General features: G+C 68.8%; 16 protein-coding genes. 8 read left to right on the top strand and 8 right to left on the bottom strand.

Features of this window, described 5'->3' with window-relative positions:
* The first annotated feature begins 23 nt into the window (after positions 1-23).
* Entirely contained in the window at positions 24-1,268 is a 1,245-nt protein-coding gene (locus tag RM423_RS05645) for a 3-deoxy-7-phosphoheptulonate synthase class II (protein ID WP_311422030.1), read from the top strand.
* Here the strand turns inward: RM423_RS05645 and RM423_RS05640 are convergent.
* Positions 1,246-2,259 (bottom strand): aminotransferase-like domain-containing protein, encoded by a 1,014-nt coding sequence (locus RM423_RS05640; protein ID WP_311422029.1) that lies wholly within the window; start codon positions 2,257-2,259, stop codon positions 1,246-1,248. The two genes, RM423_RS05645 and RM423_RS05640, sit on opposite strands and share 23 nt — an antisense overlap.
* The gene (locus tag RM423_RS05635; RefSeq protein WP_311422028.1) at positions 2,199-2,753 is read right to left on the bottom strand and encodes a GntR family transcriptional regulator; all 555 of its coding nucleotides are present in this window, start codon (positions 2,751-2,753) and stop codon (positions 2,199-2,201) included. The genes RM423_RS05640 and RM423_RS05635 overlap by 61 nt, the downstream gene beginning before the upstream one ends.
* Before the next feature lie 227 nt (positions 2,754-2,980).
* On the opposite strand from RM423_RS05635, the gene ppk2 reads away from it, so the two are divergent.
* Complete coding sequence (gene ppk2 / locus RM423_RS05630; RefSeq protein ID WP_396327613.1) at positions 2,981-3,853, top strand: polyphosphate kinase 2; 873 nt, start codon at positions 2,981-2,983, stop codon at positions 3,851-3,853.
* Between the two features lie 54 nt (positions 3,854-3,907).
* Here ppk2 and RM423_RS05625 read toward each other — a convergent pair whose 3' ends face one another.
* Positions 3,908-4,573, bottom strand: a complete 666-nt coding sequence (locus tag RM423_RS05625; RefSeq protein WP_311422026.1) for an acetate uptake transporter — start codon at positions 4,571-4,573, stop codon at positions 3,908-3,910.
* A gap of 128 nt (positions 4,574-4,701) precedes the next feature.
* On the opposite strand from RM423_RS05625, the gene RM423_RS05620 reads away from it, so the two are divergent.
* Both RM423_RS05620 and RM423_RS05615 read left to right on the top strand, forming a co-directional pair.
* Positions 4,702-5,604, top strand: a complete 903-nt coding sequence (locus RM423_RS05620) for an NAD-dependent epimerase/dehydratase family protein (protein WP_311422025.1) — start codon at positions 4,702-4,704, stop codon at positions 5,602-5,604.
* A 172-nt stretch (positions 5,605-5,776) separates the two neighbouring features.
* Positions 5,777-6,958, top strand: coding sequence for a zinc-dependent alcohol dehydrogenase (locus RM423_RS05615; protein WP_311422024.1), 1,182 nt, complete (start codon positions 5,777-5,779; stop codon positions 6,956-6,958).
* Here the strand turns inward: RM423_RS05615 and RM423_RS05610 are convergent.
* Entirely contained in the window at positions 6,936-7,403 is a 468-nt protein-coding gene (locus RM423_RS05610; RefSeq protein ID WP_311422023.1) for a nitroreductase family deazaflavin-dependent oxidoreductase, read from the bottom strand. The two genes, RM423_RS05615 and RM423_RS05610, sit on opposite strands and share 23 nt — an antisense overlap.
* Positions 7,404-7,538: 135 nt before the next feature.
* Between RM423_RS05610 and RM423_RS05605 the strand changes: the two genes are divergently transcribed.
* Both RM423_RS05605 and RM423_RS05600 read left to right on the top strand, forming a co-directional pair.
* Positions 7,539-8,243: a TetR/AcrR family transcriptional regulator gene (locus tag RM423_RS05605; RefSeq protein ID WP_311422022.1), complete on the top strand. Its 705-nt coding sequence runs from the start codon at positions 7,539-7,541 to the stop codon at positions 8,241-8,243.
* A gap of 117 nt (positions 8,244-8,360) precedes the next feature.
* The gene (locus RM423_RS05600) at positions 8,361-8,597 is read left to right on the top strand and encodes a hypothetical protein (protein WP_311422021.1); all 237 of its coding nucleotides are present in this window, start codon (positions 8,361-8,363) and stop codon (positions 8,595-8,597) included.
* A gap of 113 nt (positions 8,598-8,710) precedes the next feature.
* Here RM423_RS05600 and RM423_RS05595 read toward each other — a convergent pair whose 3' ends face one another.
* The 4 genes from RM423_RS05595 to RM423_RS05580 all read right to left on the bottom strand — a co-directional run bounded on the left by RM423_RS05595 (position 8,711) and on the right by RM423_RS05580 (position 11,654).
* Positions 8,711-9,115, bottom strand: a complete 405-nt coding sequence (locus RM423_RS05595; RefSeq protein ID WP_311422020.1) for a DUF4383 domain-containing protein — start codon at positions 9,113-9,115, stop codon at positions 8,711-8,713.
* Between the two features lie 206 nt (positions 9,116-9,321).
* A complete protein-coding gene (locus RM423_RS05590; RefSeq protein WP_311422019.1) occupies positions 9,322-10,536 on the bottom strand; it encodes an MFS transporter in 1,215 nt (404 codons plus the stop codon).
* Complete coding sequence (locus RM423_RS05585; RefSeq protein ID WP_311422018.1) at positions 10,533-11,111, bottom strand: helix-turn-helix domain-containing protein; 579 nt, start codon at positions 11,109-11,111, stop codon at positions 10,533-10,535. Before RM423_RS05585 ends, RM423_RS05590 begins: the two co-directional genes overlap by 4 nt.
* Positions 11,112-11,198: 87 nt before the next feature.
* A complete protein-coding gene (locus tag RM423_RS05580; protein WP_311422017.1) occupies positions 11,199-11,654 on the bottom strand; it encodes a cytidine deaminase in 456 nt (151 codons plus the stop codon).
* A gap of 6 nt (positions 11,655-11,660) precedes the next feature.
* On the opposite strand from RM423_RS05580, the gene RM423_RS05575 reads away from it, so the two are divergent.
* Positions 11,661-11,903, top strand: a complete 243-nt coding sequence (locus tag RM423_RS05575) for a hypothetical protein (RefSeq protein ID WP_311422016.1) — start codon at positions 11,661-11,663, stop codon at positions 11,901-11,903.
* Between the two features lie 190 nt (positions 11,904-12,093).
* Positions 12,094-13,356 (top strand): ice-binding family protein, encoded by a 1,263-nt coding sequence (locus RM423_RS05570; protein ID WP_311422015.1) that lies wholly within the window; start codon positions 12,094-12,096, stop codon positions 13,354-13,356.
* Positions 13,357-13,426: the final 70 nt, after the last annotated feature.

Below are 13,426 nucleotides of genomic sequence, written 5' to 3'. Positions count from 1 at the left end.
CCTACCCCTGTCGCTGGCCGCGGATGACCGCGCCCGTTGCCACCGCAGAGCTGTGGCGGACGTTGCCAGCGGCGCACCAACCGCACTGGCCGGACGCGGCGGCGCTGAACGAGGTCGTCGCCGAGCTGCACAGCTATCCACCGCTGGTCCTGGCAAGCGAGTGCGATATCGCGCGGGACCGGCTGGCCACCGTGGCCAGGGGTGAGGCGTTCCTGCTCCAGGCCGGTGACTGCGCCGAGACCTTCGCCGGAGTCACCGTCGACCGGATCAGCAGCACCCTGCGGGTCATTCTGCAGATGGCGCGGGTCGTCGGTGACTCCACGTCTCTGCCGGTCCTCACCTTCGGACGGATCGCGGGCCAGTACGCCAAGCCTCGCTCCGAGCACACCGAGATCCGCGGCGGCATCACGCTGCCGTCCTACCGCGGGGACGCGGTGAACGGCGCGGAGTTCACCCTGGACGCTCGCACACCCGATCCGGCACGGCTCAAGCAGGCCTACCTGTCGTCCTCGGCCACCCTGAACCTGCTGCGTGCCCTGTCGTCGGAGCACGTGCGGCCGGTCGAGTTCTTCACTTCGCACGAGGCCCTGCTGCTGGAGTACGAGAGCGCGCTGACGTCCTTCGACGCCGGAACCGGCAAGTCCTATGACCTATCCGCGCACATGATCTGGATCGGTGAGCGCACCCGGCAGCTGGACGGCGCCCACGTCGAGTTCGCATCCCAGCTGAGCAACCCGATAGGGGTCAAGCTCGGTCCCACCTCGACCCGCGAGGACGTGCTCAGACTGGTGGACAAGCTGGATCCGCGGCGCGAGCCGGGCCGGCTCACCCTGATCGCCTGGATGGGGACGGGCGTGGTGCGGTCGCGGTTGCCCGGGATCGTCTCAGCGGTCGAAGGCTCCGGCGCTCAGGTGGTGTGGGTCTGCGACCCGATGCACGGCAACACCGTCGTCGCCGAGTCCGGTCACAAGACCCGGGACCTGCCCGCAGTCCTGGATGAGGTCTCCGGGTTCTTCGAGGTGCATCGGTCGCTGGGCAGCCACCCGGGCGGGGTGCACGTGGAGCTGTCCGGTGATGACGTCACGGAGTGCACCGGAGGCGGGATCACCGTCGCCGATCTGCACCACCGCTACGAGACAGCGTGCGACCCCCGGCTGAACCGGCGCCAGTCCCTGCAGCTCGCCGTGCACGTCGCCGAGCTGCACCGATCCAGCCCGATGGCGGCGGCAGCGGGAGGACTCGTGGTCAGCGGGCAGGGGCGGACCTGACCGGCCGGGTGGGCGCGAGCGCTGTTCCCAGCTCGGGCAGCCGGCGGGGCGGTGGCCGGCGGCCCGGCAGCGCGGCGGCGGTGACGGCCACCAGGGTCGTCACCAGGGCTTCCACCGCGGCGCCGTAGCCGTGCGAGGACGGCGCGGCATACCCGACGATCACCCGCACCGGTCCGTCCGTCGGGGTGCCCCGCAGGTATCCGCGGTAGGGGTGCACCCGAATGGAGGCGTCGTGCAGTGCCTGGACGACATCGGCCTCGGATGGGCCGCCGGGCGGCAGCTCGACGATCGCGTGCAACCCGGCGGCGACCCCCAGCACGCGCGCCGCGGGCAGGTGCAGCCGGACGGCGGCCACCAGTTGGTCCCGCCGCCGCCGGTACAGCCGCCGGACTGACAGCAGGTGCCGGTCATAGCTGCCGTTGCCGAGCAGGACCGCCAGAGCGAGCTGATCGATCGGACCGGTCTGGCGGTCGGCCAGCCGTTTGGCGTGGACCAGTGGCTCGATCAGCTCGGCAGGGCTGGCGATCCAGCCGAGCCGGACAGCGGGGCCCAACGACTTGCTGGTGGAACCGACGTAGAGCACCTGTTCCGGGCTGCCTGACTGGAGGGCGCTCATCGGATGGCGCTCGTAAGTGAAGTCGCCGTCGTAGTCGTCCTCGACGATCCAGCTGGACGTCGACCGCGCCCAGTCGAGTACGGTCGACCGCCGCCCGTGGGACAGGGCGACCCCGGATGGGAACTGGTGCGCCGGCGTGCAGACGACCGCGTGGGCGCCGGAGGCGAGCAGCACGTCTGAATCGAGGCCTTCGGCGTCGACGGGCAGCTCGAGTACGGGGAGATGGCGGGACACGATGCTCACGTGGTCGGGCAGCGCCGGGTTCTCCATCGCGACCTGCCCGGCGGGCCGGCGCGCGGCGAGGACATCGGCGATCAGCCCCAGGGCTTGGGTGTAACCGGAGCACACCAGGATCTGCTCCGGTACGGTCCGCACGCCGCGAACCGTCCGAGGTAGCCGGCCAGGGCCTCGCGCAGCTCCGGGCGGCCTCGCGGGTCGCCGTACCCGAACGCCTCGTTGGGCGCCGTGGCGACGACCTCTTTGATTGCCGCGGCCCATGCTCGTCGCGGGAACGTCGCCGCATCGGGCCTTCCCGGCGACAGGTCGTGTGTCGGGTTGGCCAGCGCGAGGGGGTCCGGACGCGGGCTGCCCGCACCCGCGGCGGCCCGTTCGGCGACTCGGGTGCCGGAGCCGGTTCGGGCCGTCAACCAGCCTTCGGCGGTCAGGTGCGTGTAGGCGTCGTTGACCGTGCCGCGACCCAGGCCCAGCTGCTGGGCAAGAAAACGGGTGGAGGGCAACCGGTCGCCCGGGAACAGCCGCTCGCTGGTGATGGCGTCGCGGAGGGCATGTTCCAGGGCGCCGCGCCGCGGCCCGATGGGAGATACCTCGAGCAGAATCTGCAGCCCGGTGTCGGGCGCTGGCGTCGGCATTGTCGGCGCGCCTATCGATTAGCTTGGTTCGCCGCGGCGATACCGCGGCGGTGCGGCGTGAGCTGCGGCCACGGGGGAGGTGGCTGCACCGTGATTGTACTGATCGGTCAAATGGGGTCAATCGTGTTCGGGTCGAGCCGTGGCAGGGTGGGGTCACCCGCGACGGTTGGGACTGCCACACTGGCCAGAAGGGATTCCCGACAGCTCGCAGGAGTCGCATGACCAGCATGGACAACCACGGCGCACTGACGGCACTGCCGTTCCTCGACGGCGAAGACAACGAGGTGCCGACCTGGCGCCAGGACTACCCCTATACCGAGCGGATGACCCGCAAGGAGTACGAGCGGACCAAGCGCACGCTCCAGATCGAACTCCTCAAGCTCCAGAGCTGGGTCAAGGACACCGGGCAGAAGGTCGTCCTGCTGTTCGAGGGTCGCGACGCCGCAGGCAAGGGCGGCACGATCAAGCGGTTCACCGAGAACCTCAATCCCCGAGGTGCCAGGGTCGTCGCGCTGGAGAAGCCGTCCCCGCGCGAGAGCACCCAGTGGTACTTCCAGCGCTATATCGCGCACCTGCCGGCGGCCGGCGAGATCGTCCTCTTCGACCGGTCCTGGTACAACCGGGCCGGGGTCGAGCGGGTGATGGGCTTCTGCACGCCGGCCGAGTACATGCAGTTCATGCGCCAGACCCCCGAACTCGAGCGGATGTTCGTGAACAGCGGCATCCACCTGATCAAGCTGTGGTTCTCGGTGTCCCAGGCCGAGCAGCGGACCCGGTTCGCCGCCCGGCAGATCGATCCGGTCCGGCGCTGGAAGCTGAGCCCGATGGACCTGGCGTCACTGGACAAGTGGAACGCCTACACCGAGGCGAAGGAGGCGATGTTCTTCTACACCGACACGGCCGACGCGCCGTGGACGGTGATCAAGAGCAACGACAAGAAGCGAGCGCGGATCGCGGCGTTGCGCTACGTGCTGCACTCCCTGGACTACAACGACAAGGACGTCGCCGTGGTGGGGGAGCCGGACTTGCTTATCGTGGGACCGGCCGCACAGGTGTTCGAGCGCGGCGAGCAGCCGGACCGGCTCTTTCCCAGCCTCTGACCACTGTGTCCTGCCTCGGGCAGGTCCGCTCCCACCTGCCGCGGGAGGCCGACCTCAGGCCTGGCCGACCGTCGGAGCGAGCGGGAACGTCGGCAGCACGGCCCGCTTGAAAGTGGAGTTCATGACGCCGGCGAACGAGGCGTACCAGGCGAGCAGCGCCGTGAGCAGGCCCAGGTAGCCGCCGACCTTGGTGATGCCGTGGGCGTCCGCGAACGCCCCGATCGTCAGGAACAGGAACGTCAGGGTCAGCGCGACGAACACGGCAGCGATCGCGCCGCTGGTGCGAAGGCTGGCGATGGTCATGTAGGCGGTGAAGATCGTCCAGCCCAGCAGGAACAGGCCGGTCGCCTTGTGCGCGTCCGCCGGTGGCAGCGAGGGCGCCACCCGCGCGACGTAGAACCAGAACGAGAGCCAGAAGGCGCCGAACGAACTGAACGCCAGCGCGCCGAAGGTGTTGCCCTTGCGGAACTCCCACATTCCGGCGAAGAACTGGGCACCGCCGCCGTAGAAGAGCGCGAGCCCCAGAACGCTCGGCTCCAGGGTGTGCGGCAGGATGCCCGCGTTGAAGACGCTGAGCACGAAGGTGGTCATCGCGAACCCGGCCAGGCCGAGCGGCCCGGGGTCGGCGATGTCGGCGCCCGCCAGCGCCGCTTGAGTGTTGTCGGGGGCGCCGGCGCGCGGCGCGCCGGCGGTGGAACCGGTCGTTCGACGTTCGGACATCCGCGCCACCTTATCCGTCGGGCTGTGTTGTGAGCAGAATTGTGGCATGTGCAGGGCCCGGATGACACTCCTTGCCGCTCGCCCCGGCTGACCGGAATGAACTCCGGCAAGGTGGTGTCGTACAAAGCATGGACATTTTCCTGACCGGTGGCACCGGTTTCGTCGGATCCGCGATCGTTCCCGTTGCCCTTCGGCACGGGCATACCGTCCGTGCCCTGGCGCGCAGCGAGGCGGCCGCGGCGGCGCTTCGCGGGGCCGGGGCCATCCCGGTGCTCGGCAGCCTGCATGACACCGAGCTGCTGACGAGGGAAGCGACCGAGGCTGACGGCGTGATCCACACGGCCTCGCCCGGTGACCAGACCAGCGCGGCTCTCGACGAGAAGGTGATCGACGCGGTGCTCGGGGCGCTGCGCGGCACGAACAAGCCGTACCTGCACACCAGCGGCGTCTGGATCTACGGGAACACCGATGGTGAGATCGACGAGGACGCCCCGCTGGCGCCGCCACCCGTCACCGCATGGCGGCTGCCGCTCGACGCCCGGGTGCGAGCATCCGCCGGCGACGGCGTCCGTGGCATTGTCATCGGTCCCGGAATCGTCTACGGCCATGGCAAGGGGCTTCCCGACCTGCTGGTGAACGCGTCGCGGACAGCCGAGGAGTACCCGGCACTGACGTTCCCCGGTACGGGGGACCAGCACTGGACCACGATTCACGTCGATGACCTCGCGCGGCTCTACGTCGCCGCGCTCACCCGTGGCAAGGCCGGTTCGTACTACATCGGCGTGAGTGGCGCAAACCCACTGGTGCGCGATCTGGCGCAGGCCGCCAGTCACGGGATCGGCCTGGAAGGCCGGGTGGCTCCGGAGGACGAGGCCGCGACGCGCGAGCGACTGGGCCCACTGGCCGACGCCTTCTTCCTGGACCAGCAGGCCACCGGCGCGCGGGCCCGCACCGAGTTGGACTGGGAACCCAAGGGTCCCACTCTGGTCGACGAGCTGTCGATCGGGTCGTACTCCGATCCGGACGCCTGAGACGGCTCGGCCGGGAACCGCTCAGAGGTAGTCGGCGCTCGACACCGTAGCGAGGCTCCCGACGTGCGCACCGGCCGTGCCGCCGAGCGGTGCCCATCGCCTTGAGTAGCGTCTGCAATGGGTCGTTGAACATCCAGCGCGAGATCCGACAAGCATGTGTGGAGGTCCTTTCGTGAAAGCAGTGACTTGGCAGGGCAAGCGGGACGTGCGCGTCGAGGACGTGCCCGACCCGAAGATAGAAGAGCCGACCGACGCGATCATCCGGATCACCAGCAGCAACATCTGCGGTTCGGACCTGCACCTGTACGAGACACTGACGGCGTTCATGACACCGGGCGACGTGCTCGGCCATGAGCCGATGGGCATCGTGGAAGAGGTCGGCTCCGGGCTCGGCAACCTGTCGGTGGGCGACCGTGTGGTCATCCCGTTCCAGATCTCGTGCGGCCACTGCTTCATGTGCGACCAGGCGCTGTACACCCAGTGCGAGACGACGCAGGTTCGGGACCAGGGGATGGGAGCGGCCCTGTTCGGCTTCTCGAAGCTGTACGGCCAGGTTCCCGGCGGGCAGGCTGAGTACCTGCGGGTGCCACAGGCGCAGTTCACGCACATCAAGGTTCCGGACGGCCCGTCCGACGAGCGGTTCGTCTACCTCTCCGACGTCCTGCCCACCGCCTGGCAGTCGGTTCAGTACGCCGATGTCCCGGACGGTGGCTCGGTGACCGTGCTGGGACTGGGTCCGATCGGTGACATGGCAGCCCGGATCGCCCAGCACCAGGGCAAGCGGGTTCTCGCCGTCGACCTCGTTCCGGAGCGCATCGAGCGGGCCCGCGCCCGCGGTATCGAGGTGTTCGACGCCAACGAGCTCGGCAAGGACCTGGCCGATGCCATCCGCGGCGAGACCAAGGGCCGTGGCACCGACTCGGTCATCGACGCGGTGGGCATGGAGGCCCACGGGTCGCCGGTCGCCAAGGGAATGCTGAGGGCCACCTCGATGCTCCCGGACGCGATCGCCGCGCCGATGGCGAAGGTCGCCGGTGTGGACCAGCTCGCCGCGCTGAACTCGGCGATCGAGATAGTCCGGCGTGGTGGCACCGTCTCGGTGATCGGCGTGTACGCCGGCGGAGCGGACCCGATGCCGATGGCCACCATGTTCGACAAGCAGATTCAGCTGCGGATGGGGCAGGCCAACGTCAAGAAGTGGGTTCCCGACATCATGCCGCTGCTGGTGGACGAGGACCCGCTGGGTGTCGACGACTTCGCCACCCACCGGCTGCCGCTGGCCGACGCCGCCGAGGCGTACAAGATCTTTCAGAAGAAGCAGGACGGGGCTATCAAGATCGTGCTGCATCCCTGATATGGAACACCGGAAAGCCCGGGGCCGCGGCGGCGAGCTGTTCGTCCGAGGCGTTGGCGTCCAGACCGTCGAAGAACACGCCGACCTCGAACTTCCACCGGCGTAGGTAATTCCGCAGGATCGGCGCCTTCGCGTCGTCGGGCAGCTCGTCGGCGGTGAAAGCCTGTACCCGGCGGCCGACTGTTAGCTCGCCACCGCCGGCGACGCGAAGGTTGCGGACCCACTGAGTCACGCCCCGCGGGGCCACCAGGTAACGCTGGTCGTCGATGGTCAGCACGTTGACCGGTGTGGTCTTCCACTCGCCGCTCTTGCGCCCGCGCACCCGCAGAACTCGGGAACCCCACACGCTGACACCGAGCCGGGTCAACCGGCTGATCCCTCGATTGAAGACCTGCTGGGTGAACCAGCCAGGCTCCAGGTAGCGCTGTTCGGTAGGTCTGGTCATGACGTCCTCCACGAGAGCTCCTTTGCGAGAGCACTGCTCTCGTCTTGGTGCAAGCGTGCACCCGTTCGGCACGGCTGTCAAGAGCAGTGCTCTCGTCTGGTGGCACTGCTCATGAAGTAGCGGCATAGTGGGAGTATGACGCAGACCAGCGCCCCCCGCACCGCACGGGCCAGAGCCCGGGACGAGCTCACCCGTGAGATCAAGGACGTCGCACGCCGCCAGCTCGCTGAGCAGGGGTCGGCCGCGCTGTCACTGCGCGCGGTGGCACGTGAGCTCGGCATGGTTTCATCGGCGGTGTACCGGTACTTTCCCAGCCGGGACGAGCTGCTCACCGCGCTCATCGTCGACGCCTATCAGGCGATCGCCGACGCGGCGGAGGGGGCGGAGTCCCGGGTGCGCCGTGGCGACCTCGTCGGGCGCTGGCTGGCCATCGTCCGGGCCATGCGCGGCTGGGCGATGGAGCACCCCCACGAGTACGCACTGATCTTCGGAACCCCGGTGCCCGGCTACGCGGCTCCGGCGGACACGGTCAGTCCCGCGGCCAGGATTCCACTGCTGCTGCTGCGACTCTGTATCGACGCGGCCGAGGCGGGACGGGTGCCCACAACCAACCACCGACCGATGCCGCGGCCCGTCCGTGCGGACCTCAAGGCGCTCCGCGAGGCACTTGCCCCCACCGTCAGCGAGCATCAGCTCGCGGTCGTCCTGATGGGATGGGCCCAGCTCGTCGGCAGCATCAGCTTCGAGCTGTTCGGGCACCTGCACAACACCGTGCACGACTACGAGTCGTATTTCGATTACCAGATGCGCGGTGTCGCCAAGCAGCTCGGCCTTGGATAACGATTCCTTCGCGGACGCGGATCGAGCGCGACTGCGGCGTAGAGTCGGGCTTGCGCGGGTTCCTCATCGTCGACCCTCGGTCGGCTTGCCCGCGCGCATTCAGAGAGTTGGCGCGCTATGCCCCCCCGCACCTTGTCCCAAGAGATCCTCACCCTGCTCAACCAGCCGCGAACCGGCACGAACCCGCTGAGCATCTCTCACCTCGCCCGCGCCTTCGGGGCAAGCTCCACGCTCGTTCGGTCGTGCGCCCAGCAGCTCGTCGCCGACGGCACGGCGCGGGCGTCCATGGCCAAGCGTGATGGCGTCGAAACGATTCAGGGCCTATTTCCGATCGAGGCCACGGCCGCTGTCTGACGAGGTGGGCTCCCTACCTGCCATTCCGCCGGATGGTCAGGTGTAGTCCCCAGTGACGCAGCAAGGCCCGGACCGCCAGCGTGGCGACCCGGGCCTTGGCTAAACGTAGTGCGTCAGGCGCGGGCGGCGTCGCTGTTGCGGACCGAGCGGCCCAGGACGACGCCGACTGCGATCATGCCCACCCCGAGGACGAAGTGGAGCCAGTTGTCGGCGGTGTTGATCGGGATGAAGTTCGCGCTGCTCATCTGGTCGATCACCAGGCCGTAGATCCACAGCACCAGGTAGATCACGCCGCCGCCGATGAGGAAGGTGCGTGCGGTGCTCCACTTGCGGGCCATCGCGATACCGGCGATGCCGAACAGCAGGTGGACGATGTTGTGCAGCACCGACACCATGAAGATGCCGAGCAGCTTGGCCATCGAATGATGGCCGGCGAAGGTCATGTCGCTGTAGTGGGTGGTGATGCCGGGGACGAACCCAAGGATGCCGACCAGCAAGAAAACCACACCGGTAGCCATGGCGGCCAATTGGAGGGGAGTGCGGTCCGAACGCGCCGTGCTGGCGGATGCGGAAGAGGATGTGGACACGTGTGCGCCTCGTATTCCAGGGGACGGGACCTTTAGGATCCCGTCCGATCTTTGCGACTCCTGTTCAGCGCTTGTGATCCAGGTTAGACACCGGCGCCCTGAGAGGCAACTGAGGCCAGCCGTTGCGCAGAGGATTTCTATGGGACGGCTGATGCTGCTTGGTCGATAGAGCTCGGCTCAACCGCTCGTGCCCTGCGCCGGGCGAGGATGAGCGCCGCCAGGGCGGTGACGAGGGCGAGTGCGCCGGCGGCTGTCAGAGCTCCGTCGGGTTGCAGCAGGTGGACGAGCGGTGCCGCGCATGCGGTCCCCGCTCCGATGGCGAGCTGGATCAGCGCTCCGCTCGCGGCGAAGGCACGTCCGGTCTGCTGAGGGGTGACGCGACGGCTGATGAGGGCGCTCTGCCCGACGTTGCACATGCCGTTGCCGATGCCGCCGAGGACGGACGCGGCGAGCGCCAGCGGCAGGCCGGGGGCCAGGCCGATGCCGGCAATGCCGAGTCCGGTCAGCGCGTTACCGGCCGCCAGCGAGGTTTCGGCGCGGTGTTGTCCAGCCAGCGGCAGCACCTGGGCGCCGAGCAACGCCCCGGTACCCCACATCGTGAGGTAGAGCCCGTACCCGGTGGCGGTCGCGCCGAGTTGGTCGATGAACCGGAACGGTGCCGCGACGTTGTCGATGACGGCACACCCGACGGCCAGGGCGCTGACCGAGAGTGCGACGCGCAGGGTCTGGTCGGTCCATAGCAGGCGGAACCCGGAGCGTGGACTGTCCTCGGTACGGCTTTCGAGTCCTCCGCGTGGATGCCGGCGTGCCCTGAGCCCGGCGCAGGCGAGCGCGAGGACGGCGAAGGTGCCGGCGTCGATCAGCAGGGCGGCTCGCGTTCCCAGTGCGGCGGTGATCAGTCCGCCCGCGGCTGGGCCGACGATCCATCCCAGGCTGACGCCGGTGGCGATCAGGGAGTATCCCCGGGCGGTGTGCGCGGTGCCGGTGATGGCCGGTACGAGTGAGGCGGTGGCCGGCCGTACGAGGGCGGTGAGTGCGCCTAGGGCCGCGAAGAGCATGACCGTCGCTGCGGGGCTCCTGACGAGCGCGAGGGGAACCGCGACGATTGCTTGGCCGGTCAGCGCGATCAGGAGAAGCCGCAGAGTTTCAATCCGGTCAACGAGGCGCCCGACGACCGGGGACAGCACGACGATCGGGACGAGCTCCGCCGCGAGCAGTGCGGAGACCCAGCCCGAGCCGTCCAGGTGCAGCCGCAGCAGTAGTGCGGTCAGTGCGGCGGCGTCGCCAGCCGTCGAGACCGCCACGCCGGCGGTCAGCAGTGCGAGGTCGCGATGACCGGTCGGCGCGGTCATGGCAGGCGCGTCAGCTGCTGAGGATGTATAGCCACGAAGGCCTTCACCGGGCGCGCTCCCGGTGGTCGCCGTGTCGGGTCAGTGCGGCGGTCTCCGAACGCTTCGAGGAGGTCATAGATCTGCTTGCGCAGCTGCTCTGCCTCTTCCGGTGTCAGGTACAGCGTCCAGTCGCTCAGCGCGGCTGCTCGCCGCCACTGCTCGTCGGCGAGGTAGCGGCTGGCCAGCCAGGCCCGAAGCTGCCCGAAGCTACGTTCGACGACCGTGCGCAGCAGCGCGTCAGCGGCCAGCCGCTCCTCCTCCGACACGGGGTCGGTGTCGAACCGCTGGCCTGCCGCTGTCAGCGCCCAGGGCCGTCGGCGGCCGCGCCGTTCTCCCGTTTCCGCTACGAAGCCGTGGCGCGCCAGGACTCGTAGATGCCAGGAGACGTTGCCCGGCAGCTGGCCCAGCAGCTCGGCGGCCTGAGTCGCGGTCAATGCTCCGTCGCGGCCCAGCAGATCGAGCAGAGCCAGCCTGACCGGATGAGCGAGCGCATGCATCGCCTCCGGACTGCCGGTTAGATCGCGCGTGTCTTTCACATCTCACAAGATGTCTTGTGACAATGGTGTTGTCAAGAGTGAAGTGGGGCCGGTGGTCGGTGTCGTCGGGCGCGCGACGTGCCTAGATCACCATCCGTGCAACTCTTCCGGGAACGCCAGCATCCAGTAGTGCGGAAGGGCTTCGCGCAACGTGATCCACCGGACCTTGTCGACCGCGGCTGGCGCAGGTACGGCGACGAGAACGTCCGCGCCATAGACAGCGAGCCGCTCCCGGCAGACTCCACAAGGGCTGAGCACGCGGTGCGCACCGTCGGGGCTGCGGTGAAGGCAGACGGACGCCACGACCGGTTGAGAGAGGCGGAACGCCTCGCAATAAGGCCCCGTTTCGTGGCACACCTCCACGCTGGGGTTCGTCGCGTCCGGGGCGGTGCCGGTGAGCACCGTGCCGTCTGCCAGCAGCATCGCAGCCGCCCCTCGGTCCGATGCCCCGGGGAAGCGAGCGGCAATCAGCTCACGACAAGCGTCAACCGTTGCGTTCAGGGAGGGTTCGGAAGGTCGGGTGCTGGGTGTGGTGGTGGCCATGGGCCAATGCTGACACGGCCGCCGAGTGCGGGATGGTGCAAAACCTCCAACGCGACGGTCATCTCGTTCGGCTCGGGGCCGCTGGTGCTGGCCGCGTTGCGGCGGACGATGCCCGACCGCGAGCGGCCGTTCAGGGTGCGGGGCGGCGACGCGATTCCGCTGCTCGCCTTCTACAACGCCAACATGATCGTGTATTGGCAGAACGAGTCGGCAGAAGAAGAGGCAGGGGTAGCCGGCACGGGCGCCTGATGGTCGGTCTGGTTCGGTGAGAGGTGCCGCCCGATTTGCGACTCTTGCGGGCATTGCGGATGCCAGTTTCTCAACCAGTTCGTCCGGAAGTGCTGTTGCGCTTACTCTACAGAGAGTAACCAGTCAATGACAATCCGCTATTGGGCGGCGCATCGGCGCGGTGATCCCGTTTTACGGGGGAGGCAGCAGTATGAGTGCCACGGTTTCTTCCAGCTTCTGTTCCACCGGCCACCGAACCCGAGTTCCGGCGATGGTCGGCGTTGTCGCCGCCGTCGGCGCCCTGCTGGCCGGCGGACTCGCCTCGGCGGGGCGCGCCGACGCTGCGGCGGCGCCCGTGGGATTGGGCACCTCGGCCACCTACTCCGTCCTCGGCGGTCAGGCCGTGACCAACACCGGCCCCACCCGCCTCAGTGGAGACCTGGGCGTGAGCCCCGGAACCGCCATCTCGGGATTTCCACCGGGCGTGGCCGCCGGTACCACGCACGCCGCCGACGCGGTAGCGGCCCAGGCGCAATCCGATCTGGTCACCGCCTACAACGACGCGGCCGGCCGGGCACCCACCGCCAGCGTCGCCGGCGACCTCGTGGGTCGCACGTTGACCGCGGGCGTCTACAACTCCAGCAGTTCGCTCGCCCTGAGCGGCACCCTGACATTGGATGGACAGGGAGACCCGAACTCGGTCTTCATCGTCCAAGTGGCGTCGACGCTGATCACCGCATCGGCCAGTGCCGTCAACGTGATCAACGGCGCTCAGGCGTGCCACGTGTACTGGCTGGTCGGCAGTTCTGCGACCCTGGGGACCGCCTCCAGTTTCAAGGGCACCATCCTGGCCCTGACCTCGATAACAGTCACCACCGGAACCGTCGTCCAGGGCAGGGCGCTTGCTCGCAATGGTCAGGTCACCCTGGACACCAACACGTTCACGAGCGCGGCGTGCGATGCGGTGGTGACTCCGACCACTGCGGCGCCGGTGCCGATCACGACGGCTCCGACCGCCACGACGGCGCCTCCGGTTACCAGCACCCCGGCTCCCACCACGCCGGTGAGCGCCACTACGGCTCCCACCACGCCGGTGAGCGCCACTACGTCCAGGAGCACCACGCCTAGCAGCAGTACCTCTCACAGCAGTACGGCCACTGCCACCTCCGGCTTGCCAGGAGGCCGCTCCTCGAGCACCGGACGCGGTGGCGGCGTAGGCGGCAACTCGGCGGTGGGCGGAACCGGGATCACCGCCGGACAGGGTTTCGTGGGACAGAGTTTCGTGCGACAGGGTCTAGTGGGACAGGGCTCGGTACGACAGGGCTCGGTGGGATCGGCCGAGCTGGCGAACACCGGCGCCATCCCGCTCGGGCCCCCGCTGGGCGCCGGCGCGTTGCTGCTGCTGGTGGGCGGTGGGCTGGTGATGGCAGGCAGGCGGCGGCCAGCGGTCCGCAATGTCAGCCGACGGCACTGAGTGCGCCCGCTTCTGATCCCGCGACGTTCTCACCACGCCGGCTTCTGACCTCGTGACGTTCTGGCAGACC

Source organism: Jatrophihabitans lederbergiae, from assembly GCF_031845305.1.
In the GTDB taxonomy this organism is placed as follows: Bacteria; Actinomycetota; Actinomycetes; order Mycobacteriales; family Jatrophihabitantaceae; genus Jatrophihabitans_A; species Jatrophihabitans_A lederbergiae.
This window is presented reverse-complemented; position numbering and strand designations above follow the sequence as displayed.